Genomic DNA, 26,202 nt, shown 5'->3' on the forward strand with positions numbered 1-26,202 from the left:
GGGCAGCAAATGACAACATTAAAGGAGGTCATCAGCCTATGAGCAACTTAGCTTACCAGCAGGAAAAACAACAACGGCCAGTGATAAGTCCCGAAAAAAAGGTGATTGTCAAAAAGAGGGCTTCCATTACACTCGGGGAAAAGGTGCTGCTCGTCCTGTTTGCCATTGCCGTTCTCTCCACATCAATGTTTATCGTATCAAAGGCATACGCGGCGTACCAATCCAATATTGAGGTGCAAAAACTGGAGGAGAAAGTATCTGAGAAGAATAAGCAGATCGGTGATCTCGAAAAGACGGCTGCTGACTTAAGCCAGCCGCAGCGCCTGATGGATATCGCTAAAAAGCACGGTTTGAATCTGAAAGATAAAAAAGTGAAAAACATACAGGAATGATAACCCATGCCGAAAAAAAATAAGTTTATGAACAGAGGAGCAGCGATACTCAGTATTTGTTTCGCTCTCTTTTTCTTTGTCATTCTCGGGAGAATGGCGTACATTCAATTAACCGGTAAAGCAAACGGTGTAGAACTTGCAACAAAAGCGACCGAGCAGCACGAAAAAAAGCGGACGATAGAAGCGAGCCGCGGCTCTATTCTTGACCGGAACGGCAAAGTGCTTGCAGAGGACACGGCGACATATAAACTCATTGCCGTGCTTGATAAAAAAATGACGAGTGATCCGAAGCATCCTCAGCATGTCAAAGACAAAGAGAAAACGGCGGAAAAACTGGCGACCGTTATCAATCTTGATAAAAGCGAGATTCTGGACATCTTAAACAGGGATGGCGCGAAGCAGGTGGAATTCGGTTCAGCCGGCCGCGATATCTCTTATGCGAAAAAACAAAAGATCGAAAAAATGAATCTTCCGGGTATTTCTTTCTTAAGAGATACGAAGCGCTACTATCCGAACGGTGTATTTTTGTCAAATGTTCTCGGCTATGCCGATGTGAATGAAAAAACAAACGAGATACAAGGCTCTTTAGGGCTTGAAAAAATACTGAACAACTATCTGACGGAACGCGACGGATCCGTCACTTACGAAAGTGATAAATCCGGCTGGAAACTTCCGAACAGCAAAGAAAAAATCACCGCACCTAAAAACGGTGACAATGTATATTTAACCATTGATCAGAAAATTCAAACCTTTTTAGAAGACAGCATGACGAAAGTAGCGGAAAAATATAAACCGAAAAAAATTATGGCGGCTGTCGTAGAACCGAAAACAGGCAAAGTGCTTGCGATGGGGCAACGTCCGAGTTTTGACCCGAATATCAGAAACGTCACCAATTATTACAACGACTTAGTGTCGTACGCATATGAACCGGGTTCAACGATGAAGATCTTTACGCTTGCTGCGGCGATTCAGGAAAATGTGTTTTCCGCAAACGAGAAATATAAATCAGGAACATATAAAGTGGGAGGCGGACCTGTTAAAGATTGGAACGATGGCGCCGGCTGGGGCATGACAAGCTTCCATGACGGCCTTATGAGGTCATCCAATGTTGCTTTTGCCAAACTGGCCAACGAAAAACTGGGGTTTGACCGGTTTAATGAGTACCTGCACAAATTCGGGCTCTATCAAAAAACAGGGGTTGATCTGCCCGGTGAAGTATCAAGTAAAATTAACTACAAATATGATTTTGACAAAGCGTCTACGGCTTACGGCCAAGCATCGGCGATAACGCCGATCCAGCAGCTTCAGGCCGTCACGGCGATTGCCAATAACGGCAAAATGATGAAACCTTACGTCATTGATCATATTGTCGATCCCGATACGAAAAAAGTCGTCAAGCAGACAAAACCAGAGCAAGTAGGCACGCCGATTTCAGCCGATACGGCGAAAAAAGTCCGGAACCTGCTCGGAGAAGTCGTGACGTCAGACATCGGAACGGGAAAACCTTATAAAATTGAAGGATTTGACGTCGCGGGTAAAACGGGAACCGCGCAAATTGCCGGGACGGGCGGATATTTAAGAGGAACGAGCAACTATGTGTTTTCATTCATGGGCATGGCGCCGAAAAATGATCCTAAGCTCGTCATCTATGTAGCCGTGCAGCAGCCGCAATTAAAAGCGGGGCAAAGCAGCTCTGATCCTGTCGCGGAAATCTTTAACCCGACGATGAAAAACAGCCTCCACTACATGAATATCGAACCGACGGAAAAAACAGATTCCGGTCAGGAAGAAACGAAAAGCCAAAAGATGCCTGACCTGACAGATAAGACGGTCAAGAGCGCTGAGAAGGAAGCGAAAAATGAACATCTCACACCGATTGTCATCGGCAGCGATGTTGCCGTAAAAGAGCAGTATCCGACAGCCGGAGAAGATGTGATCACCAATCAGAAAATCTTCTTAAAAACAGACGGAAAGATGACGATGCCGGATATGTCCGGATGGTCGAGACGGGAAGTGCTTCAATTCAGCAAAGTATCAGGCATTCACATCGATGTGAGCGGTGAAGGTTACGCTTCAAGCCAAAGTGTGAAAAAAGGCAAAGAACTGAAAGAAAATACCGTGATCAAGGTGAAATTTAAAAATCCTGATTAACGGGACAGAGAAGTCCGCGGATGCCCGCGGGCTTCTTTTTTATGCGCCGTCGTTCTATGTGTCCAAGCTGAGGCATAAATTGAAACAAGCCTAAATAAGGAGTGGACGGTCCCTTGCGCGTTTCAAATGTAACGGTTCGAAAACGTTTATTACTGGTTTTGCTTTTTGGCGTAATCATTTTTTTGATCATTGACAGCAGATTAGGCTATGTCCAATTTGTGATGGGAGAAAAGCTGACTTCACTGGCTAAGGATTCCTGGAGCCGGAATTTGCCGTTTGAGCCTGAGCGGGGAGAGATCCTTGACCGAAACGGCGTGAAGCTGGCAACTAATAAAAGCGCGCCGACCGTCTTTGTCGTACCGCGCCAGATCCAAAATCCCATAAAAACGGGCAAACTTCTCGCGTCAGTTTTAAATATGTCGGAAGAGAAGGTCTACAAACACATTACTAAGAAAACCTCCATAGAAAAAATCTCACCCGAGGGGCGGAAAATTTCCAATAAAAAAGCGAAAGAAATCAAAGCGCTCGACTTAAAAGGGGTGTATGTGGCTGAAGACAGCATCCGCCATTATCCGTACGGAAGCTTTTTGTCCCATGTTCTCGGTTTTGCCGGTATTGATAACCAGGGTCTTCTCGGTTTGGAGGCTTATTATGATGATGACTTAAAAGGTGTAAAGGGATCTGTGAAATTTTATACGGATGCCAAGGGGAAGAAAATGCCTGATGAAGCGGATGATTACACCCCTCCGAAAGACGGACTTGATATGAAACTGACGATTGACGCCAAGGTTCAGACGATTATAGAAAGAGAGCTCGACAATGCAGCGGCGAAATATAACCCGGACGGAATGATTGCGGTCGCAATGAATCCGAAAAACGGGGAAGTGCTCGGCATGTCAAGCCGTCCTGATTTTGATCCGGCTGACTATCAATCGGTGGATCCGTCCGTTTACAACCGGAACCTGCCGGTATGGAGCACATATGAACCGGGTTCGACCTTTAAGATTATTACGCTTGCGGCGGCTCTTCAAGAGCAAAAAGTAAACTTGCAAAGAGACCACTTTTATGACAAAGGATTTGCCGAGGTCGACGGCGCCCGCCTCCGATGCTGGAAAAAGGGCGGCCACGGTTCGCAATCTTATCTTGAAGTTGTTCAAAATTCCTGCAACCCCGGGTTTGTACAGCTCGGGGAACGGCTCGGAAAACAAAAGCTGTTTCAATATATTAAGGACTTCGGCTTTGGAAAGAAAACAGGCATTGATCTGCAAGGGGAAGGAACGGGGATCTTATTCCCGCTTGACAGAGTCGGCCCGGTCGAACAGGCGACAACCGCTTTCGGACAAGGGGTTTCCGTCACGCCGATTCAGCAGGTGGCAGCCGTTTCCGCAGCAATAAACGGCGGAACGCTTTATACTCCGTTTATCGCCAAAGAGTGGGTTGATCCCGTTACGAAAAAAACCGTTAAGAAACAATCGCCGATTGCGAAAAGGCAAGTTATTTCCCAGGAAACGTCAAAGCAGATCAGATATGCTTTAGAAAGCGTCGTCGCTCAGGGAACGGGGCGGAATGCCTTTGTGGAAGGATATCGCGTCGGCGGAAAAACAGGTACCGCACAAAAGGTCAAAGACGGCAAATATCTCGAAAACAACCATATCGTCTCTTTTATCGGTTTTGCGCCGGCCGATGACCCGAGCCTTGTCGTGTATGTCGCGGTTGATAATCCGAAAGGCACGATTCAATTCGGGGGAACCGTCGCCGCGCCGATTGTCGGAAATATGATGAGAGACAGTCTGCCTGAGCTCGGCGTGAAACCGCGAAAAAATCAAATCGAGAAAAAATATCAATGGAACGACACAAAAACAATAGAGGTTCCGAATGTTGTAGGGATGTCTGTCTCTGATCTTGAGTCGCTGCTTGTCAATTTGAATATTGACTCCTCAGGAAAAGGAAGCAAAATTGTGAAACAATCACCTGCAGCCGGAACGAAAGTAAAAGAAGGCTCAAAGATCCGTGTTTACTTGAGTGAAGAATGAGTCTTTTTGAGGCAGCCGATTGTTTTCGGCTGCCTCTTATCATAAAGAGAAAAAAAGAAGATAACTTTTAAGATTAACTGGATGTATCCTTTTATTTACGCTAAAATATGAACTGTATGTTTAAAAGCCATTCTGACTTTTATAAACGGTTATCATGATAAAAGAATGAATAGAATTTCTGAGAGGTTTGATACAATGAAACTTACAAAGCTGCTTACATATTTAATGGCCGAACCTGTTCAAAATGACTTTCATGACCCTGACATAACTTCAATTGAGATGGACTCCAGGGAAGTGAGAAAAGGGAGTCTTTTTGTGTGTATAAAAGGGTATACGGTAGACGGACATGATTTTGCCCAAAAAGCCGCAGAAAACGGCGCAGCGGCCATCGTTGCCGAGAAAGAGCTTGACGTCGATGTTCCTGTCATTATTGTCCGCCGGTCACAGCGGGCGCTCAGCGTTCTTTCTGACGCGTTTTACGGGCAGCCGACAAAGCAGCTTCAGCTTATCGGCATCACCGGCACAAACGGCAAAACATCAACGACGCACATGGTTGATGAGATTTTCAAAAAAGCGGGAAGACAGACCGGTTTAATCGGAACGATGTACATTAAAATCGGGGATGAGACATTCCCGGTCAAAAATACAACGCCCGAAAGCGTCACACTGCAAAAAACGTTCAAGAAAATGAATGATGAGCATGTTGACACAGCTATTATGGAAGTGTCTTCTCACGCTCTGTCACTCGGCAGGGTTCACGGCTGCGATTATGATATCGCCGTATTCACGAACCTGACGCAGGACCATTTAGATTATCACAAGACGATGGAAGACTACAGACAGGCTAAAAGCCTCCTGTTTTCCCAGCTGGGCGGCTCCTTTAATCACGAAAAGCCGAAGCGGGCCGTTTTAAACGCAGATGACAAAGCCAGTGCTTATTTTGAAAAAGTGACGGCGGCGCACATCCTTACATACGGAATCGAGAATGATGCCGATGTCATGGCGAAACAAATCGAGATCTCTGCGCAAGGCACAAGCTTTGAACTTGTTACGCCAAAAGGAACAAAGCAGATCACAGTTTCACTCGTCGGCCGCTTCAACGTGTATAACGTACTGGCTGCAGCGGCGACAGGGATCGCAGCGGGTCTGCCGTTTGATACGATCACAAGCGCTCTTGAAGAGCTGCAAGGTGTCAGAGGCCGGTTTGAACTGGTGAATCATAATCAGCCGTTTCCTGTGGTTGTCGATTACGCGCACACGCCTGACAGTCTGGAAAACGTCCTGAATACATGCAAAGACATGACAGAGGGCAAGCTTTTCGTCGTCGTCGGCTGCGGCGGTGACCGGGACAAAACGAAACGCCCGAAAATGGCGGAAATTGCGGTGCGGATTGCCGACGAACCGATTTTCACTTCAGATAACCCGAGAAGCGAGGACCCGCTGGCCATATTAAGAGATATGGAAAGAGGGGTAGAAGGCACTTACTATCACAGTATCGCAAATCGCGAGCAGGCTATCTTTTTTGCCATTGCCAACGCGAAAAAGGGAGATGTGGTTCTGATTGCCGGGAAAGGGCATGAAACCTATCAGCAAATCGGCAATGAAACATTCGACTTTGATGACGCCGAAGTAGCGGGAAGAGCTATTGTTGAGCTGAATAAAAAGTAAAACAGGAAAGAGTGTTAGAATGAGGGAAATGAAAAGAATTACGGGGACACAATGTGAATATGATAAATACGTATGTCGTTTGAACGAAACGGGAGGAGAAAAGAGCAATGCTTGAGCAAGTGATTTTATTTACAATAATAATGGGATTTTTAATCAGTGTTCTGATATCTCCGATTCTTATCCCGTTTTTAAGACGTTTAAAATTCGGCCAAAGTATCAGGGAAGAGGGGCCGAAATCACATATGAAAAAATCAGGGACGCCGACGATGGGCGGGGTCATGATTATCGTATCCATCGCCATTACGGCGATTGTCATGACGCAGAAATTTTCGCATCTGAGCGCGGAAATGTTTCTTCTGCTGTTTGTCACGATCGGATACGGCCTGCTCGGCTTTCTGGATGACTATATTAAAGTAGTAATGAAACGGAATCTCGGATTGACGTCGAAGCAGAAATTGATCGGCCAGATCATTATTGCCATTGTATTTTACGGAGTATATCATTATTGCCATTTTTCAACCGGCATCAGGGTGCCGGGCACACATCTGTCAATCGATCTCGGCTGGGGATACTTTATCCTCGTTCTCTTTATGCTTGTCGGAGGTTCAAATGCCGTCAACCTGACAGACGGTCTGGACGGTCTCTTGTCCGGTACCGCGGCTATCGCATTCGGCGCTTTCGCCATCCTTGCGTGGAACCAGTCACAATATGACGTTGCGATTTTCTCGGTTGCCGTTGTCGGCGCCGTTCTCGGTTTTCTTGTATTCAACGCCCATCCCGCCAAGGTATTTATGGGGGATACCGGTTCGCTTGCGCTCGGAGGAGCGATCGTGACCGTTGCCATTTTGACGAAGCTTGAAATTCTGCTCGTCATTATCGGCGGAGTATTTGTTATTGAGACCTTATCTGTTATCTTACAAGTCATCAGCTTTAAAACGACAGGAAAACGAATCTTTAAGATGAGTCCGCTTCACCACCATTACGAATTGGTCGGATGGTCTGAATGGAGAGTTGTCGTCACATTCTGGACTGCGGGACTGCTGCTTGCCGTTTTAGGAATTTACATCGAGGTGTGGTTATAAGTGGAAAACGAACTTTTTTTGCAAAAACAAAACTTTCTGGTCCTCGGACTGGCGAAAAGCGGATATGCGGCTGCGTCGATTCTTCATGAAAAAGGCATTAACGTCGTCGTGAATGATCAAAAAGCCTTTGAAGAGAACGAACCTGCCCAAAGGCTTGCAGAAAGAGGAATTGAAGTCATCTGCGGTGAGCATCCGACGTCACTTTTTGATCAGCATCACATTACCATTCTGATCAAAAATCCCGGAATCCCGTATGAAAATATCATGGTGGAGGAAGCGCAAAGAAGAGGCATCCCGGTCTGGACGGAAATCGAGCTTGCGTATTATATCACCAATGCAAAATTCATCGGCATTACAGGTTCAAACGGGAAAACAACAACGACGACCCTAATTTATGAAATGCTGAAAGCTGATTCGATAAAGACGCTGATCGCAGGGAATATCGGCACTGTCGCCAGTGAAGTGGCTTATCATGCTGACGGTGATGAATGGATCGTCACAGAGCTTTCTTCGTTCCAGCTGATGGGGACTCATGCGTTCAGACCTGAAATCGGCCTGATTTTAAATGTGTTCGACGCTCATTTGGATTACCATCACAGCCGTGAAAATTATGAAAAAGCCAAGCAGAACGTGTATCTTCATCAGCTTGAGAGTGATACGGCCATCGTGAATCAGAGCGATGAAACAGTCGTGCGGCTTGCCGAAAGCGGAAAAGCCGGCACCGTTCCGTTTTCAGTTCACCAGGAACTGTCAAGCGGCGCATTCATTAAAGACGGAATGCTGATGTTCGGCGATGAAGCGATTCTGCCTGTTGATGACATCGTACTGCCGGGCGCGCACAATTTAGAAAATATTTTAGCCGCTGTAGCCGCGGCAAAAACGGCGGGCGCGTCTAATAAAGCGATTCAGAAGGTGCTGACAAGCTTTACCGGTGTCAAACACCGTCTGCAGTATGTAACTGCGATCCAGAATCGTAAATTTTATAATGACAGCAAAGCGACGAATATTCTGGCCACAAGCAAAGCGCTCTCGGCGTTCAAAGCACCGGTTATTCTGCTTGCAGGCGGACTGGACCGCGGCAACGGTTTTGACGACCTGAAACCGTATATGGACAATGTCAAAGCGGTCCTGACGTTCGGACAGACAGCGCCGAAGATAGAAAAACTGGGCAATGAGCTGGGAATACAACATGTCAAACGTGTCGATAATGTTGAACAAGCAGTATCTGCGGCGTTTGCGCTCTCAAATGAAGGAGACGTCATCCTCTTGTCACCCGCGTGTGCAAGCTGGGATCAGTTCAAAACATTTGAAGAACGCGGTGACATGTTTATAGATGCCGTGCATATGCTTAAGTAAGGGCTTGTCTCTGTTCATCGGCAGCCCTAAATGACTTATGCTTGGGGTGTCGATTGCTTTGACTACTAAAAAAACAGCGCCTGATTTGTTATTAGTTATCATTACGTTATTGCTTTTAACAATAGGATTAATTATGGTCTACAGTGCAAGTGCGGTATGGGCGGATTATAAATTTGACGACTCGTTTTTCTTCGCGAAACGGCAGCTGCTGTTTGCGGGGATCGGCGTCATTGCCATGTTTTTCATTATGAATGTGGATTATTGGACATGGCGTACATGGTCGAAGCTGCTTCTGATCATTTGTTTTTTTCTGCTTGTGCTTGTGCTGATTCCGGGAGTCGGAATGGTGCGGAACGGTTCAAGAAGCTGGATCGGAGTGGGAGCGTTCAGCATTCAGCCTTCGGAGTTTATGAAACTCGCGATGATTGCGTTTCTGGCTAAATTTCTTTCTGAAAAACAGAAGAATATTACGTCATTCAGACGCGGATTCGTTCCCGCGCTCGGAATCGTGTTTTCTGCATTTATTATTATTATGTGCCAGCCAGACCTGGGAACGGGGACGGTAATGGTGGGCACGTGCATCGTGATGATTTTTGTTTCCGGTGCGCGAATCGCTCATTTTGCGTTCCTCGGACTCATCGGTTTAAGCGGATTTGCGGCGCTAGTTCTGTCCGCTCCTTATCGGATTAAACGGATTACCTCTTACTTAAACCCGTGGGAGGATCCGCTTGGAAGCGGATTTCAGATCATTCAGTCGCTCTATGCCGTAGGTCCGGGCGGTCTGTTCGGGATGGGGCTCGGCCAAAGCCGGCAAAAGTTTTTTTACCTGCCGGAGCCGCAAACCGATTTCATTTTTGCTATTTTATCTGAGGAACTCGGCTTTATCGGCGGTTCGCTCATATTGCTGCTGTTCAGTATTTTATTATGGCGGGGCGTCAGGATTGCCCTCGGCGCGCCGGATTTATACGGAAGCTTTGTCGCCATCGGTATTATTTCTATGATAGCTATTCAAGTCATGATTAATATCGGCGTTGTGACGGGGCTGATCCCGGTAACAGGAATTACGCTGCCGTTTTTAAGCTACGGAGGCTCATCACTGACGCTGATGCTCGCAGCGGTCGGCGTGCTTTTAAATGTCAGTCGGTACTCGAGGTATTGATCTGTATCTTGCCTCATCACTCATGATTTATTCGTTATCTATAAAAAAACAGACAACATCAATAACCCTGTCCTAAAAAACAGGGTTATCGCTATGTGATTAAGGGGGACATACGAATGCGTATTGCAGTAAGCGGAGGCGGAACCGGAGGACATATTTATCCGGCCCTGGCCTTTATTAAAGAAGTTCAGCGCCGGCATCCGGATGTGGAATTTTTGTATATCGGAACAGAGAACGGTCTTGAGAAAAAAATTGTTGAACGGGAAAATATTCCGTTCCGCGCCATTGAAATTACAGGTTTCAAACGAAAACTTTCTTTTGAAAATGTAAAAACCGTCATGCGCTTCTTAAAAGGCGTGAAGAAAAGCAAATCATATTTAAAAGAGTTTAAACCAGATGCCGTTATCGGTACAGGCGGCTATGTATGCGGTCCGGTCGTATACGCGGCGGCAAAAATGGGAATTCCGACGATCATTCATGAGCAAAACAGCCTGCCCGGCATCACAAATAAGTTTCTCTCGAAATATGTTAATAAGGTAGCAATTTGCTTTGAAGAGGCAAAATCGCATTTTCCTGCTGAAAAAGTTGTGTTTACGGGAAACCCGAGAGCCTCTGAAGTCGTCTCAATTAAGACAGGCCGCTCATTAACTGAGTTCGGGCTGAAAGACAATCAAAAAACGGTGCTCATTTTCGGCGGAAGCAGAGGCGCGGCTCCCATTAACCGTGCCGTTATAGATATGCAGGAAGAATTGAAAACGAGACCTTACCAAGTGCTTTATATTACCGGGGAAGTACATTACGAGAAGGTAACGGCTGAGCTGAAAGGCGGAAAAGCCGCTGATAATATGGTGACAAAACCGTTTTTGCACCAAATGCCGGAGTACTTACAATCAATTGATGTCATTGTGGCCAGAGCCGGAGCGACGACGATTGCGGAGATCACCGCTCTCGGCATTCCGAGCGTGCTTATTCCGAGCCCGTATGTGACAGCCAATCACCAGGAAGTCAATGCGAAGGCGCTCAGCCAGCATGACGCTGCAATCGTACTGAAGGAAACCGAGCTCAGCGGAGAAAAACTGATCGCTGCGCTGGACAAAATCGTCATGAATGAAGAAACCTTAAAAGACATGAGTGAGCGGACAAAATCACTCGGTGTTCCGGATGCGGCAGCCAGACTGTACAGTATCATGGAAGACATAAAAAAATAGAGCAAATGGAATGCGGAGGTTTATGATGGAGAACGTAATTCAGGAATTAAGAGACCGCGAAGTCGGCAAAGTGCTGGAACAAGAACCGCTCGCGAACCATACAACGATGAAAATCGGCGGTCCGGCGGACATTTTAATCATCCCCAACCGTGTGGAAGCGGTCAAAGATATTATGGATATTGTGAAGAAACATGATCTGCCATGGACGGTTATCGGCCGCGGTTCAAATCTGCTCGTGCTTGATGAAGGCATAAGAGGAGTTGTCATCAAGCTGGGAGCGGGTCTGGATCATTTGGAGATTGACGGTGATCAGGTGACGGTCGGAGGCGGCTATTCGGTCGTCCGGCTTGCGACTTCCATGAGTAAAAAAGGAATGTCCGGTCTCGAATTTGCAGCGGGCATTCCCGGATCAATCGGCGGAGCCGTCTATATGAATGCCGGGGCGCACGGATCTGATATGAGTGAGATTCTTGTGAAAGCCCGTATCTTATTTGAAGACGGCACAATCGAATGGCTGACAAACGAAGAGATGGATTTCAGCTACAGAACGTCTGTTTTGCAGAAAAAACGCCCCGGTGTCTGTCTCGAGGCAGTTCTTCAGCTTGAGCAAAAGGAACGGGAAGCCATTACGGCGCAAATGCAGCAGAACAAAGATTACAGAAAAAACACTCAGCCGTATTCAAGCCCATGCGCCGGGAGCATATTCAGAAATCCGCTGCCGGATCATGCCGGAAACCTCGTTGAAAAAGCGGGATTAAAAGGACATCAGATCGGCGGAGCAAAAGTGTCCGAAATGCACGGGAATTTTATCGTCAATGCCGGCGGAGCGACTGCCAAGGACGTTCTCGACCTGATTGAATATGTGAAAAAGACAATCCGTGAGCAGTATGATGTTGACATGCATACAGAAGTTGAAATCATCGGAGGGAATCGTTAAAAGGTTCTCTGATTACGTGAGCTCATGTGATATACTTTTAACAAATGTCAAACGGCATCACAGCATGCCGTTTGTTTTTCAATCAGACGAATGTCAAGCTGTTTCATTCTTAGTGAGGTGGACAGGCAGTGAACCCGAATCATGAAAGAGAAAAAATTGTAAATATTGAAGAGCGGATTCCGAAAATCAAAGAGCAGCGGAAGCAAAAAGCAAACCGCCGGCTGATTTCATTCATTGTGCTCTTTTTTATGATGGTGCTGATCATCGTGTACTTGCAGATGCCGATCAGCAAAGTGTCTTCTGTCACCGTTTCCGGAAACGAAAACGTGTCTGTAAAAGAGATCAACGCGCTTTCTGATATACATAACGGACAAACCGAGTTCTGGAGTCTGAACAAGAAACAAACAGAAGAAAAGATTGAGCAGAATAAGCTGGTGAAAAAGGCGGAACTTTCAAAAGTATTTCCTAACAAAGTCAGCATTCACATTGAAGAATACAAGACGATCGCGTATCTGCAGCGGCATGATGTATATTATGAAGTGCTCGAAAACGGCACTGTGCTGCCGAACGAAGTCACGCCGGATGACGCGGGCCCGATTTTGGTTGACTGGACAAACGCGAAAAAGCGGGTCAAAATGGCGGAGCAGCTTGATAAGCTTTCCGGTTCGCTTAAGCAATCGATTTCTGAAATCTATTATACACCGGTAAAAATGGATCAGGACCGGATCAAGCTGTATATGAACGACGGGTATGTAGTTACCGCTTCTATTAAAACGTTTGCCGGCCGGATGAAGACCTATCCATCTATCGTTTCCCAGCTGGACGGCGGGAAAAAGGGGATTATCCACTTAGAAGTCGCTACGTATTTTGAAGAATTTAACAAAGGTAAATCCAGCAAGAAAAAAGAAAATGATTAATAGTCCTAAAGAACTAATTTCAAGGTGATTCAAAAGAATCTATTACAATCAGCGGGGCAGCCGATATAACCGATAGCGGAATCATTATGACTATGTTTGTTTTTGCCCGGGATATGGCTGCCGGACAAGCGGAAAATTCTCAATGCAATGGGCGTGTCTTCTGCAATGAGCATTGCATTTGGAATTTTCCTCCTGTTTCTTCTTTTTTCGGATGTTTCTGGCAATATCTATAGCTTTTCTGGAGGTTCATCTTAGTGTAGACTAAGGGAAAGCGGGTATATTTGCATCTGGATTGCACAGTATGGCACCGTGAAAGGAAATCTTACGGTAAGGTGGGCCGTCTCTAAAAAAAATAAAAAAAATACGATATAAAAGAGGATATACATAGAATATAACGAATAGTTTCATTAAACATAAATTGTGAGAAATCAGATAAGAATTTGTTGATGCTGTTGTTTTTGTTACACACTTGTAAAGCCACATTCATTGTATTGTTGTTCCGCAAATAATAGAATAGAATTTGATCGAAATGTGAGGAGGTGCCATAGAATGAACAACAATGAACTTTACGTCAGTCTTGACATCGGTACGTCCAATACAAAAGTGATCGTCGGAGAAATGACAGATGATTCCCTTAACATTATCGGAGTGGGAAATGTACCGTCTGAAGGGTTGAAAAAAGGCTCAATCGTTGATATAGATGAAACCGTTCATTCTATAAGAAAAGCGTTTGACCAAGCTGAAAGAATGGTAGGTTTTCCGCTGAAAAAAGCCATTGTCGGCGTTAATGGAAATTATATTCATATTCAAGATACGAACGGCGTTGTCGCTGTTTCCAGTGAAAACAAAGAAATTCACGTTGAAGACGTCCGCAGGGTAATGGAAGCGGCACAGGTCGTGTCAGTTCCGCATGAGCAGCTGATCGTAGACGTCGTTCCGAAACAGTTTATCGTTGACGGAAGAGACGAAATTACCGATCCGAAAAAAATGCTCGGCGTGCGCCTGGAAGTAGAAGGCACGCTGATTACCGGCTCCAAAACGATCTTACATAATTTACTTCGCTGTGTGGAGAGAGCGGGCGTTGAAATTACTGATATTTGCCTGCAGCCGCTTGCGGCCGGTTCGGCGGCTTTGTCAAAAGACGAAAAAAACCTCGGAGTCGCCATGATTGATATCGGCGGCGGCTCGACGACGGTGGCGGTATTTGAACAGGGGCACCTGAAGGAGACAGCCGTCATTCCGCTCGGAGGCGAAAACATCACGAAAGATGTATCGATCGGGTTGCGCACTTCCACCGAAGAGGCTGAAAGAGTAAAAAAACAATTCGGACATGCATTCTACGATGAGGCTTCAGAAGATGAAGTATTTGAAGTCACCGTCATAGGAACGAATCAAAAGCAATCTTTTACACAGCAGGAAATTGCCAATATTATTGAAGCAAGAGTGGAAGAGATTCTTGAGATTGCCGCAGCCGAAATTGAGCATATGGGAATTACAGATCTGCCCGGCGGCTTTGTGCTGACCGGCGGACAGGCCGCAATGCCCGGAGTGCTTTCATTGGCACAGGAAGTGCTGAGGCACAATGTAAGGGTCGCAAGCCCGAATTATATCGGTGTAAGAGACCCTCAGTATATGACGGGTGTCGGCTTGATACAATTTGCCTGCCGAAATGCCAGAATTCAGGGAAGAAAAATAGGCTTTCATATGCCGGAAGAAGCCGTGCAGGAAATCGCGGTCTCTCACGAAGAAGAACATCATCAGCGGCCAGAGGCGCAGCAGCGTCCAAAAGCAAAACAAAAAACACAAGCCGAACACAACAAACCGAGCAAAATGAAAAAACTATTAAGCATGTTTTGGGAATAGATTGATAGTCATTCGGCAGATTAGGAGGATTTAGCATGTTGGATTTCGAAACAAACATAGACGGCTTAGCATCAATTAAAGTAATCGGAGTAGGAGGCGGCGGTAATAACGCGGTCAACCGAATGATTGAAAATGAAGTGCAGGGTGTAGAGTACATTGCGGTAAACACGGACGCGCAAGCTCTTAACCTGTCAAAAGCGGAAGTGAAAATGCAGATCGGGGAAAAGCTGACCCGCGGTCTCGGAGCGGGAGCGAATCCGGAAGTCGGCAAAAAAGCCGCTGAAGAAAGTAAGGAACAAATCGAAGAAGCGCTAAAAGGCGCTGACATGGTGTTCGTTACAGCCGGAATGGGAGGCGGTACCGGAACGGGAGCCGCACCGGTTATCGCGCAAATCGCAAAGGACTTAGGCGCTTTGACTGTCGGTGTCGTAACAAGACCGTTTACATTTGAAGGAAGAAAACGTCAGCTGCAGGCTGCAGGCGGTATCACGGCAATGAAAGAAGCCGTTGACACACTGATCGTTATTCCGAATGACCGCATTCTTGAAATTGTCGATAAAAACACACCGATGCTTGAAGCATTCCGTGAAGCTGATAACGTGCTTCGCCAAGGGGTGCAAGGTATCTCTGACCTCATCGCGACGCCTGGTTTAATCAACTTGGACTTTGCCGATGTCAAAACCATCATGTCCAACAAAGGTTCAGCATTGATGGGTATCGGGATCGCTACGGGCGAAAGCCGTGCTGCTGAAGCCGCCAAAAAGGCGATCTCCAGTCCGTTACTGGAAGCGGCAATCGACGGAGCGCAAGGTGTTTTGATGAACATTACGGGAGGTACAAACCTGAGCCTCTACGAAGTGCAGGAAGCAGCCGACATCGTCGCTTCTGCATCTGACCCAGATGTCAACATGATTTTCGGTTCAGTTATCAATGAAAATCTGAAAGATGAAATCGTCGTCACCGTTATTGCGACCGGTTTTATCGAACAGGAAAAAGATGACTCAAAACCGCAGCGACCGACTTTAAACCAAGGATTGAAGTCTCAAAGCCAAAACGCTGCGAAACGTGAGCCGAAACGAGAAGAAACACAGCATCAAAACACGGTGAACCGCCATACATCACAGCCGGCGGATGATGCCCTCGACATTCCTACATTTTTAAGAAACCGCAACAAACGCGGCTGATGTAAAAAAGGACAAGACCACATGGTTTTGTCCTTTTTCTTTTTTGTGTACAGTCTTCCTTCCTATCCCCATGATCTATACAGTGAAAAAAAGAAACTTTATACCTATGACGATTTGATTGTTTTTTAGTTTCATACGGCTTTCTACAGAATGCGACAATATCTGGATGGAAGATTGTCTACATTTAACGTACAGCATCGAAATGACAAACGATTCCAATTATGAAGGAGGGATACACATTTTATAGGGCGTTACCAAATAAGGGGGGATACGATTGAAGAAAAAAACAAGAAACAGATGGAAAGGCTCCGTTTTAAGCGCGATTGTCGTCAGTTCCCTGTTGTTTCCGGGTGCAGCCGGAGCGAACAGCACACCGGGGGCAGTTTCTTTCACCAAAGATCTTTCTTCCTCTAAGAGCATTCAGCATAAGATTTCCGATTCAGTCAAGAAGCGTTTTGAAAAAAATGATAAAGTCACGTTTCTTATCAAATTTAAAGAGAAAGCCAATACGAAAAAAGCGGTCAAAGAAGCAGAAAAAAACGCCAAGTCTCAATCGCTTTCCGCAGCAAAAACCGAATATCAAAAGCGGTCAGCCGTCGTTTCTTCTTTAAAACTGGCGGCTCATGATGCGCAGCAGAATCTGAAAACATATTTGGAAAAACAAAAAAAGAAAGGCAAGGCTGATCACATCCATTCCTATTATATTGTTAACGGAATGGCAGTCACTGCTTCGAAAGAGGTAATGGAAAAAGCCGCCTCATTTCCTGAAGTAGAAAAAGTTCTTCCGAATGAAAAACGTCAGCTTACTCAACGACAATCAAAAGCTCCTTTTCAAATGAAGAAAAAACAAAAAGAGATCAAAGCAAAGGAAGGCATCGAATGGAATATCAGCCAAATTGATGCGCCGCAGGCCTGGGCCTCAGGATACGACGGAACCGGCACGGTTGTCGCCTCCATTGATACGGGAGTTCAGTGGGATCATCCGGCGCTTAAAGAAAAATACCGGGGTTACGATCCTGAAAATCCCGCAGCGCCGAATCATGAAATGAACTGGTATGATGCCGTGTCCCATAAAGACGCTCCCTACGATGATCTTGAACACGGCACTCATGTAACAGGGACCATGACGGGTTCAGAACCTGACGGCTCAAATCAAATCGGTGTGGCTCCGGGGGCGAAATGGATCGCAGTAAAAGCATTTTCAGATGACGGAGGAACCGATGCCGATATTTTGGATGCCGGTGAGTGGGTGCTCGCGCCTAAAGATAAAAACGGCACGCCGCATCCCGAGATGGCGCCGGATGTTGTCAATAATTCCTGGGCAGGCGGTTCGGGAATGGACGAGTGGTACCGCGATATGGTGAATGCGTGGAGAGCGGCAGGGATTTTTCCGGAATTCTCTGCGGGAAATGAAGACTTATTTACACCGGGAGGACCGGGTTCAATCGCAAATCCGGCCAATTATCCTGAAGCATTTGCGACAGGTGCGACTGACATCGACAAGAAACTCGCTGATTTCTCACTTCAAGGCCCCTCACCGTATCATGAAACAAAACCGGACATTTCGGCTCCGGGAGTGAATATCCGTTCTTCGATTCCTGGAGGAACATACGAAGGCGGCTGGGACGGAACTTCAATGGCCGGGCCGCATGTGGCGGCGACGGCGGCTTTGTTAAGGCAGGCGAACGCCTCTATTACGGTCGATGAAATGGAAGACGTTTTGACGCGCACCGCGGAAAAGCTGACAGATTCCGTTTTTCCGGAATCACCGAATAACGGTTACGGCCACGGTCTCGTTAACGCTTTTGATGCCGTTTCTGCCGTAACGGACGGAATCGGAGGCGTAGAAGGCAAGGTCTCTTCTGCGGGCGAAGATCACAATCCGCCCAGCTTTCACCATGAACCGGTCTCAGCGGCTTACAAAGGAGCAAACCTTCCGTTAACGGTTACAGCAGAAGACGATGTAAGCGTAACTGAAGTCATCCTTTCCTATCAGTTTGATGAAGGAGAGTGGAAAACGACAGCCGCCGTTCAAAAAAGCGGTGATGAAAAAAAGGGAACATACCAGGCGGAGATTCCGGATGTAACGGGAAGCAAGGTAAGTTATAAATGGACCATAAAAGATTTCGGAGGTCATTCTGTAGAATCTGATACGTACCGGGCTGACGTGAAACCGAGCATTACGGCGGGATACAAAGAGGATTTTGAATCACAGCCGGCGGGCTGGTCCAGTTACGGGACACATGACCAATGGGAATGGGGTATCCCGGGTTCAGGGCCCGGCACCGCATTTTCCGGAGATAAAGTGTATGCGACGAATCTGTCCGGCCCTTATGCCGATTCAGCCAACATGAATTTGGTGATGCCTCCGATTCAAGTTCCGGAAACAGGACGGCTGTTTTTGCAATTTAAAAGCTGGCACAAGCTCGAAGAATTTTTTGATTACGGGTATGTGTTCGTTCTTCCGGAAGGAAAATCACATTGGGAGCAGGCGGCCGTTTACAATGGTGACTCCACAGGATGGAACGATGAAGAGGCAGATTTATCTGCGTATAAAGGCCAAAACATAAAGCTCATGTTTAATATGCAGTCAGACGAAGTACTCAATGAAGACGGATGGTATATCGATGATGTCCGGCTTTCAAGCAGCCCTCTCGGCAAGGCGGCTAAAAAAAGTAAACACAATAGACAAACACCTCCCGGCCACCTGAAGAAAAAAGCAGTCAGTCCGAAACAGGCCAAACCGGCAGTGAAATCACCCGGAAAAAGAGTAAAACGTGAAACAAACCTCCTGCCTCTCAGAGCGCAAATCAGTGTCGCCGAGACGGGGAAATCCGTATATTCCGACCCTGCAAGCGGAAGCTACAGCCTGTCGCATAAGGCGGGAAGCTATACGCTGAAAGCCGAGGCTTACGGATTTAAGTCCGCTTCGAAACAAGTTTCTATTCAATCAGACAAAACCGCACAGGCAGACTTTACACTGGAGCAAATGCCGTCCGGCACGCTAAAAGGAACCATCACCAATCAGTCAACAGGCGAACCGGTAAAAGGGGCTGCGCTTTATGTGGCTGAGGATGCCGCAATTGAACCGGCGGTGACAAACGATAAAGGGGAATATTCGCTTAAGGCGTACGAAGGCTCCTACACAATCAAAGTAGCGGCAAAAGGCTTTTACAATAGCGAATTTTCCGTTGACATCAAAGGAGATGCTGAAAAAAACGTCAAGCTTAAGCCGTATATCGGTTATGAAGGGGAAATTGCCTATGATAACGGAACGGAAGAAGCCGCGCTGTCATATTTTAAAGCCGGCAGCAAATCTGCCGTTAAGATGACGCTCAAAGACGGAAAAGAACACGGTATGCTGACGGGAGGCCTTTTTAAATTTTGGGGCGCCGACTGGCCTGATCCGGGCGGTACCGAATTTCAAGCAGAAGTATATGATGCATCCGGCCCTGATGGAGCTCCGGGCAGCAAAATTGCCGGCCCGTTCCAAGCTGAAGCGCTTCGAAACGGCGAATGGACCAAAGTGGATCTCAGCTCAAAAGGAATCGCGGTCGGAAAGGATTTTTATCTTGTGTTCCGCCAGACGAAACCCGATCCTTATACACCTGCCCTGTCATCTGATGACGGCAGTCCGTACTCGAACAGAAACTGGCAATACCTTGACGGCCGCTGGTCAAAAGCCGATAAATCAGACGGAAACTTTATGATCAGGGCTTTGGTCGACTACGAAGCTTCTGTGCCAGAAATAACGTCGCCTGAAGACCGGTCATTTACAAACAAGAAGTCAATCACGGTGAAAGGAACAGCTTCACCAAAAACCGCTGTCCGTCTTACCAATAACGGTAAAACCGCCGCAGAAACGAAAGCAGATGCAGACGGCAATTTCCAGGCCGGCGTCACACTCACTGAAGATGCCAATCGGCTGACGGCGGCATCTGTGACAGACAGCGGGTCAACCGATGAGTCACGCCCTGTCACGGTCATACTGGATGAGGATAAGCCGGATGTGACGATTGACAGTCCGGCAAACGGTGATAAAACAAATAAAGAAGCAGTGACCGTAAAAGGAAAAGTGCACGACACCCATTTAAAATGGGTAAAGGTGAACGGAAAAAAAGCTGAAGTAAATAACGGTTCTTATCAAGCGAGAACCCTTCTGGAAAACGGCAGCAATGAGATCAAGGTCACGGCCTCAGATGAAGCGGGTAACAAAACAACGAAAAAGACGGTAATCGATGTCAATTACAATGCTCCCGTCATTTCCGGATTGGTTCCCGGAGCGGATAAGGAATTAAAAGCCGGAGAATCAGTGAAAATCGCTTTTTCAAGCGGAAAGAAATTAGACGCTTCCTTCGTTATCCGTCTGCCTCTGACAAACGCCCGGGCAGGGAGCCAAAACGCAACAGAGCTTCCGCTGAGAGAAATTTCTCCGGGACGATATGAGGGTTACTGGACGGCGACTTCTTCCATCAAAGCAAGCGGAGCAAAAATTGACGTTATCGCTAGAGATGACTACGGAAATGAAACGAGACAGACGGCTAAAGGAAAACTTTATATCAATGAGTAAAACAGAGCGCTGCCAGATCACGGCAGCGCTTTTTTAGTTGAAGCGGACAATAGGAAAGCAACCTTTTCGGCCCTCGACAAATAAAACGGTTATCCCTTAAAAATTGTACTTTACCCTCAACATTAATTGACAGACTTTCCCACAGAGCTTGCTTTATACTTATGAAACAAGAGAGAGAAACAGATAAGTAAGACAAAAGAGGAAAGGGGTCAGATGTGAAAATCTATCTGGATGTCATTTGGCTGTTGAACTTTTGTTTTGATTCTCTTTTGCTTTTATTGACCGCCTTTATTTTAAAACGCCAGGTGAAAAAAAGAAGAGTGGCCGCCGGCGGTTTCATCGGGTCAGCCATTGTGCTTCTGATGTTTACGCCTGTTTCTCCCTTTGTGGAGCATCCGGCGGGAAAAATGGCGTTTTCAGTAGTCATCGTGCTTGCGGCTTTTGGCTTTAAACGGTTCCGATACTTTTTTCAAAATTTGTTCGCCTTTTATTTCGCGACTTTTCTCGTCGGCGGGGGAATGATCGGCGTACATTCCCTGCTGCAGACAGAATCAATTGTGCAGCAAGGCGTAATGGTCACAAGCCAGACCGGATTCGGCGACCCGATCAGCTGGATGTTTGTAGTTATCGGATTTCCGGCCATATGGTTTTTTTCGAAAAAGAGAATTGAAGACATCGAGACGAAGTCCATTCAGTACGATGAACTTGTCATGGTGCAGGCGGAATTCAGCGGACAGACAATCCGCGCGAAAGGATTGGTGGATTCCGGGAATCAGCTGTATGATCCGCTGACGAAAACGCCGGTCATGATCCTTTGCATTGACAAATTCGCTCCGATTCTCAGCGAAAAGGAAACGGACCTCATCAAATCCGCCAGTCCGCTTGAAGTGATAGAGCAGCTTGATGATTCGTTCCGCCATGCGGATAAGCTGAGGCTGATTCCATACAGGGGCGTCGGCCAGGACAATCAATTTTTACTCTGTTTAAAGCCGGATTACGTCACGATTTTAACAAAAGACGAAATGATCGCTTGTGAAAAATGCCTGATCGGCATCAGCACGAAACCATTATCCGCGGACGGTGAATTTGACGGAATCGTTCATCCGAAGATGCTGACAGGGAAGGCTGTAAAACATGTTTCCTGACGAAAAGTCTGTTATTCATCATACTCAAAACGCGTTGTATTTAGAAGGGGGAGGAAGATGAAAAAACTTAAGCTGCGTCTGACATATTTGTGGTATAAATGGCTGATGAAACTCGGACTGAAAAGCGATGAAGTGTATTACATAGGAGGAAGCGAGGCGCTGCCGCCGCCTTTGTCTAAAGAAGAGGAGCAGGTGCTCTTATTAAAGCTACCGAGCGGGGATCAGGCGGCGCGGGCCATCCTGATTGAGAGAAACTTACGTCTTGTCGTTTACATTGCCCGCAAATTCGAAAATACCGGCATCAACATCGAGGACTTAATCAGCATCGGCACCATTGGTTTGATCAAAGCGGTAAACACGTTTAATCCGGAAAAGAAAATCAAACTCGCCACCTACGCGTCGCGATGTATCGAAAACGAAATTTTAATGTACTTGCGCCGAAACAATAAAATCCGTTCAGAGGTATCCTTTGATGAACCGCTGAATATTGATTGGGACGGAAACGAACTGCTGCTTTCGGATGTGCTCGGCACAGATGATGATATTATTACAAAAGACATTGAAGCCAATGTGGATAAAAAACTTTTGAAAAAAGCGCTTGAGCAATTAAACGAAAGAGAAAAGCAGATTATGGAACTGCGTTTCGGGCTTGTCGGAGAAGAAGAAAAAACACAAAAAGATGTAGCCGACATGATGGGGATTTCACAATCTTATATCTCCCGGCTCGAAAAGCGGATTATCAAAAGACTGAGAAAAGAGTTTAACAAAATGGTGTAAAATTTTTTCCATCTGACAGCCCTTACTGCTGCAAGGATTGCCGCAGCCGGATGTTTATTTCTGTAAAATGGCGGTGCATATTTTTCCCACCCGAGGAGATACTTAACGTTGTACAGCAGCTCCTAGTGGGAGGGAAAAACGTGTCAAGAAATAAAGTCGAAATTTGCGGGGTGGATACCTCCAAATTACCGGTGCTCAAGAATGAAGAGATGAGAAAGCTGTTTAGGCAATTACAGGATGAGGGCGATGATTCAGCGAGGGAAAAGCTTGTAAACGGCAATCTGCGCCTTGTCTTAAGCGTCATTCAGAGGTTTAACAACAGAGGAGAGTATGTTGATGACTTATTTCAGGTCGGCTGCATCGGACTAATGAAATCCATTGATAATTTTGACCTAAGCCATAATGTTAAGTTTTCAACATACGCTGTACCGATGATCATCGGAGAAATCCGCAGATATTTGCGGGATAACAATCCGATCCGCGTCTCGAGGTCGCTTCGCGATATCGCATATAAAGCGCTTCAAGTAAGAGAGCGGTTAATCAGTGAGACAAGCAGGGAGCCGACAGCAGAGGAAATCGCCAAAGTTCTTGAAGTGCCCCATGAAGAAATTGTGTTTGCCCTTGACGCCATCCAGGATCCGGTTTCACTGTTTGAGCCGATTTATAATGACGGCGGCGATCCGATTTACGTGATGGACCAGATCAGCGATGAGCGCAATAAGGATACACAATGGATTGAGGAGCTCGCTCTGAAAGAAGGCATGAGAAGACTGAACGAACGGGAAAAAATGATTTTGCGAAAGCGCTTTTTCCAAGGGAAGACCCAAATGGAAGTCGCTGAAGAAATCGGCATATCCCAAGCTCAGGTCTCAAGGCTTGAAAAAGCAGCCATTAAACAAATGAATAAGAATATCCATCAATAACGGAAAAAGCCTTTAAACCTTGTTTAAAGGCTTTTTTCATGCGATGGTTTACGTTTGCAAAAAAGTGATGTATTCTAATGTGTAAAAGTTTTTAGAAAATTTAAACAAAGTAAACGGGGGAAACTTCAATGATTTTACAGCTGGACAGTGTGTCATTAAAAAGAAACGGGAAATGGATTTTGAAAGATATTAACTGGCGCGTCGAGAAAAACGAAAATTGGGTGCTGTACGGATTAAACGGAGCCGGAAAAACGGCTTTGCTGAATATGTTATGCTCTTATTACTTCCCCACTTCAGGAGAGATGCAGGTGCTCGGCCATCAATTCGGCAAAACAGAGCTCGGTGACAGGCTCAGAAGGAAAATCGGCCTTGTTTCGGCAGGTCTTCAGCACAAATTATATGCCGCGGACTCCGCTTTTGAAATCGCCCTCAGCGGCGCGTACGCCTCAATCGGGCTGTACGAAACTCCGAGTGAGCAGGTAAGGGAAAAAGCGATCGGTCTTCTGAAGGATTTGGGCGCCATCGGTTACGCCGACAGACGGTATGAAACATTATCACAAGGGGAAAGACAAAGAGCGCTGATTGCGCGGGCGCTTATGGCTGATCCGGAACTGCTGATTTTGGACGAACCCGTGACGGGTCTTGATTTTATGGCAAGGGAGCAGCTGCTGGACACGATTACGTCGATCGCCGAAAAAGAAAATGCACCATCCATCCTTTATGTCACCCATCACGCTGAAGAAATTCTGCCGGTATTTGATCAGGCGCTGCTTTTAAAACAGGGCGAGGTGTACGCCTCCGGGAAAATCAGGGACATGCTTTCTGACGAGCGGCTTACAGCGTTTTTCGATATGCCTGTCAATGTCTTATGGAACAATGGCCGCCCGTTTTTAACACGTGCAAAAGAGGCATCATACGTAAAATAACATAAATTCACCCTGGGGGTGCTGCCATGCGGCTGAGAGAGACGTTTGTCTCAACCCTTAACGGACCTGATCCGGATCATGCCGGCGGAGGGAAGCGGTGAAAAAAGCGGAGGAAGATCCGTTTTTTACCCGTTTCATTTCATGAATGAAACGGGTTTTTTGATACAGCCAAAGGGGAGATTTCCAATGCATCAGATTGATATGCTGTTACACCAGGCGGAGAAACGGCGGCACGACTTCATACATATTGCTGAAAGACTGATAGCTTTTCCCACTCCGGCCCCGCCAGCAAGAAATACGGCAGAAGCCCAAAAGTGGGTGGCCGGCTTTTTAAAAGAAACGGGCTGCTCGGTCGATATGTGGGATGTGTATCCGGAAGATCCGAATGTAGTCGGTGTTTTAAAAGGGACAGATTCAAGCAGGCATCAAAGCCTGATTTTAAACGGACACATTGATGTGGCAGAAGCCGGGGGCGAAGACTGGCACTCTGACCCGTTTCAGCCGATCGTAAAAGACGGCATGCTGATCGGAAGGGGCGCCGCTGATATGAAAGGGGGGTTGGCGTGTGTTCTTTTCTCTCTGAAGCTGATCCATGATGCCGGCATTGAGCTTCCGGGCGACCTCATTGTACAGTCTGTAATCGGAGAAGAAGTCGGTGAGGCGGGGACGCTGGAATGCTGCAAACGCGGCTATCACGCGGATTTTGCCGTTGTCGCGGATACGAGCAGCCTGCATATTCAAGGGCAGGGCGGAGTCATCACCGGCTGGATAGAATTGAAAAGCAAACAAACATTTCATGACGGCATGAGGCGCAATATGATTCATGCGGGCGGAGGCACATTCGGAGCGAGCGCCATCGAAAAAATGGCGAAAATCATCACTGCCTTGGGAGAGCTGGAGCGCCACTGGGCGGTAACGAAAAGCTATCCCGGTTTTGCGCCCGGCACCAATACGATCAACCCTGCCGTCATTGAAGGCGGAAGACACGCAGCGTTTGTCGCCGATGAATGCCGGTTATGGATCACCGTCCACTTTTATCCGAACGAAACGCACGAACAAGCAGCCGCAGAAATCGAAGACTATATTAATCGTGTCGCTGACAGTGATCTGTGGCTCAAAGAAAACAGGCCGGTGTTCAAATGGGGAGGATCTTCGATGATTGAAGACAGAGGAGAGGTGTTCCCGGCGCTGGAAATCGACCCGGATCATCCGGCAGTTTCTGTCTTGGCTGCATCACACTCAGCCGTCAAAAAACAGGAGCCCGTCATTGATGTTTCCCAAACCGTAACTGACGGAGGGTGGCTTTATCATGCCGGGATTCCGAGCGTCATATACGGTCCCGGCGATTTAAAAAACGCCCACTCCGTAAACGAGGAAGTGTCTGTTGATGAGCTTATGGACTATACGAAAATCATGCTGAGATTTATCCTCGGCTGGTGCAGCCGCAAAAAAGATTGCCCGATGTGACAAGGTTCAGCCAGGCCGTTCATATACTAGGAAAAAGAACGGGCAAAGGGCGTGATACGGATGATCAGCATATCTGAATTTCAAATAAAAGATGTGGTAAACGTGTCGAACGGAAAAAAACTCGGAAGCATCGGTGATATTGATATTAACGTGACAACGGGAAAAATTCAGGCGATTATTTTAGGCGGCAGCGGAAAAGTTCTCGGTTTTTTCGGAAAAGAAGAGGAAATGATCATTCCTTGGCGAAATATAGTTAAAATTGGGGAAGATGTCATCTTAGTGCGTGTAAACGAACCAAAGGGGGGAGCGTAATCCTCCCTTTACTTGTAAAAAGCCGGAAATCTCAATGTTTCCGGCACATTTATTTATCTCATTTTTCAATCAGCCGCTAAACGTATGCTTAAAATTGTGTTAAAATGAGTGGGAAATTACGCTTTTTTAATG

19 protein-coding genes and 1 riboswitch are annotated in these 26,202 nt (G+C 46.6%); all 19 genes read left to right on the top strand.

Annotated elements, in window-relative coordinates; all coding sequences use genetic code 11:
* Positions 1 to 38 precede the first annotated feature (38 nt).
* The 19 genes from ftsL to ACKTRM_RS07720 all read left to right on the top strand — a co-directional run bounded on the left by ftsL (position 39) and on the right by ACKTRM_RS07720 (position 26,070).
* Positions 39 to 392, top strand: a complete 354-nt coding sequence (ftsL, locus tag ACKTRM_RS07630) for a cell division protein FtsL (RefSeq protein ID WP_003154442.1) — start codon at positions 39 to 41, stop codon at positions 390 to 392.
* 6 nt (positions 393 to 398) lie between these two features.
* A complete protein-coding gene (gene pbpB, locus ACKTRM_RS07635) occupies positions 399 to 2,543 on the top strand; it encodes a penicillin-binding protein 2B (protein WP_012117501.1) in 2,145 nt (714 codons plus the stop codon).
* Positions 2,544 to 2,656: 113 nt separating this feature from the next.
* Entirely contained in the window at positions 2,657 to 4,576 is a 1,920-nt protein-coding gene (locus tag ACKTRM_RS07640) for a stage V sporulation protein D (RefSeq protein WP_003154438.1), read from the top strand.
* Positions 4,577 to 4,771: 195 nt separating this feature from the next.
* The gene (locus ACKTRM_RS07645; RefSeq protein ID WP_012117503.1) at positions 4,772 to 6,244 is read left to right on the top strand and encodes a UDP-N-acetylmuramoyl-L-alanyl-D-glutamate--2,6-diaminopimelate ligase; all 1,473 of its coding nucleotides are present in this window, start codon (positions 4,772 to 4,774) and stop codon (positions 6,242 to 6,244) included.
* Positions 6,245 to 6,351: 107 nt separating this feature from the next.
* The gene (gene mraY / locus ACKTRM_RS07650) at positions 6,352 to 7,326 is read left to right on the top strand and encodes a phospho-N-acetylmuramoyl-pentapeptide-transferase (RefSeq protein WP_007409707.1); all 975 of its coding nucleotides are present in this window, start codon (positions 6,352 to 6,354) and stop codon (positions 7,324 to 7,326) included.
* Complete coding sequence (murD, locus tag ACKTRM_RS07655) at positions 7,327 to 8,682, top strand: UDP-N-acetylmuramoyl-L-alanine--D-glutamate ligase (protein ID WP_012117504.1); 1,356 nt, start codon at positions 7,327 to 7,329, stop codon at positions 8,680 to 8,682.
* 58 nt (positions 8,683 to 8,740) lie between these two features.
* Entirely contained in the window at positions 8,741 to 9,841 is a 1,101-nt protein-coding gene (spoVE, locus tag ACKTRM_RS07660) for a stage V sporulation protein E (RefSeq protein ID WP_003154430.1), read from the top strand.
* Between the two features lie 116 nt (positions 9,842 to 9,957).
* Positions 9,958 to 11,049 carry an undecaprenyldiphospho-muramoylpentapeptide beta-N-acetylglucosaminyltransferase gene (gene murG, locus ACKTRM_RS07665; RefSeq protein ID WP_003154428.1) on the top strand — a complete coding sequence of 364 codons (1,092 nt, stop codon included), beginning with the start codon at positions 9,958 to 9,960 and terminating at the stop codon, positions 11,047 to 11,049.
* A gap of 25 nt (positions 11,050 to 11,074) precedes the next feature.
* Positions 11,075 to 11,986: a UDP-N-acetylmuramate dehydrogenase gene (gene murB, locus ACKTRM_RS07670; RefSeq protein ID WP_007409709.1), complete on the top strand. Its 912-nt coding sequence runs from the start codon at positions 11,075 to 11,077 to the stop codon at positions 11,984 to 11,986.
* Between the two features lie 128 nt (positions 11,987 to 12,114).
* Positions 12,115 to 12,903 (top strand): cell division protein FtsQ/DivIB, encoded by a 789-nt coding sequence (locus tag ACKTRM_RS07675; RefSeq protein ID WP_012117505.1) that lies wholly within the window; start codon positions 12,115 to 12,117, stop codon positions 12,901 to 12,903.
* Positions 12,904 to 13,452: 549 nt separating this feature from the next.
* Positions 13,453 to 14,766, top strand: a complete 1,314-nt coding sequence (gene ftsA / locus ACKTRM_RS07680) for a cell division protein FtsA (RefSeq protein ID WP_003154425.1) — start codon at positions 13,453 to 13,455, stop codon at positions 14,764 to 14,766.
* A gap of 35 nt (positions 14,767 to 14,801) precedes the next feature.
* Positions 14,802 to 15,950: a cell division protein FtsZ gene (gene ftsZ / locus ACKTRM_RS07685; RefSeq protein WP_003154424.1), complete on the top strand. Its 1,149-nt coding sequence runs from the start codon at positions 14,802 to 14,804 to the stop codon at positions 15,948 to 15,950.
* Between the two features lie 274 nt (positions 15,951 to 16,224).
* Positions 16,225 to 20,520, top strand: coding sequence for a S8 family peptidase (locus tag ACKTRM_RS07690; RefSeq protein WP_012117506.1), 4,296 nt, complete (start codon positions 16,225 to 16,227; stop codon positions 20,518 to 20,520).
* 215 nt (positions 20,521 to 20,735) lie between these two features.
* Positions 20,736 to 21,665, top strand: coding sequence for a sigma-E processing peptidase SpoIIGA (gene spoIIGA / locus ACKTRM_RS07695; protein ID WP_012117507.1), 930 nt, complete (start codon positions 20,736 to 20,738; stop codon positions 21,663 to 21,665).
* 57 nt (positions 21,666 to 21,722) lie between these two features.
* Positions 21,723 to 22,442 (top strand): RNA polymerase sporulation sigma factor SigE, encoded by a 720-nt coding sequence (sigE, locus tag ACKTRM_RS07700; RefSeq protein ID WP_007409714.1) that lies wholly within the window; start codon positions 21,723 to 21,725, stop codon positions 22,440 to 22,442.
* 140 nt (positions 22,443 to 22,582) lie between these two features.
* The gene (sigG, locus tag ACKTRM_RS07705; protein WP_003154420.1) at positions 22,583 to 23,365 is read left to right on the top strand and encodes an RNA polymerase sporulation sigma factor SigG; all 783 of its coding nucleotides are present in this window, start codon (positions 22,583 to 22,585) and stop codon (positions 23,363 to 23,365) included.
* 128 nt (positions 23,366 to 23,493) lie between these two features.
* On the top strand, positions 23,494 to 24,291 hold the full coding sequence (locus tag ACKTRM_RS07710) for an ABC transporter ATP-binding protein (protein ID WP_012117508.1): 798 nt from the start codon (positions 23,494 to 23,496) through the stop codon (positions 24,289 to 24,291).
* Positions 24,292 to 24,295: 4 nt separating this feature from the next.
* Positions 24,296 to 24,401: riboswitch (TPP riboswitch) on the top strand.
* A 76-nt stretch (positions 24,402 to 24,477) separates the two neighbouring features.
* Positions 24,478 to 25,758 carry an acetylornithine deacetylase gene (locus tag ACKTRM_RS07715; protein ID WP_012117509.1) on the top strand — a complete coding sequence of 427 codons (1,281 nt, stop codon included), beginning with the start codon at positions 24,478 to 24,480 and terminating at the stop codon, positions 25,756 to 25,758.
* Between the two features lie 60 nt (positions 25,759 to 25,818).
* On the top strand, positions 25,819 to 26,070 hold the full coding sequence (locus tag ACKTRM_RS07720) for a YlmC/YmxH family sporulation protein (RefSeq protein WP_003154415.1): 252 nt from the start codon (positions 25,819 to 25,821) through the stop codon (positions 26,068 to 26,070).
* The last annotated feature ends 132 nt before the right edge of the window (positions 26,071 to 26,202 follow it).

It is taken from the genome of Bacillus sp. D7-8 (genome assembly GCF_052055895.1).
GTDB classification, from domain to species: Bacteria; Bacillota; Bacilli; order Bacillales; family Bacillaceae; genus Bacillus; species Bacillus velezensis.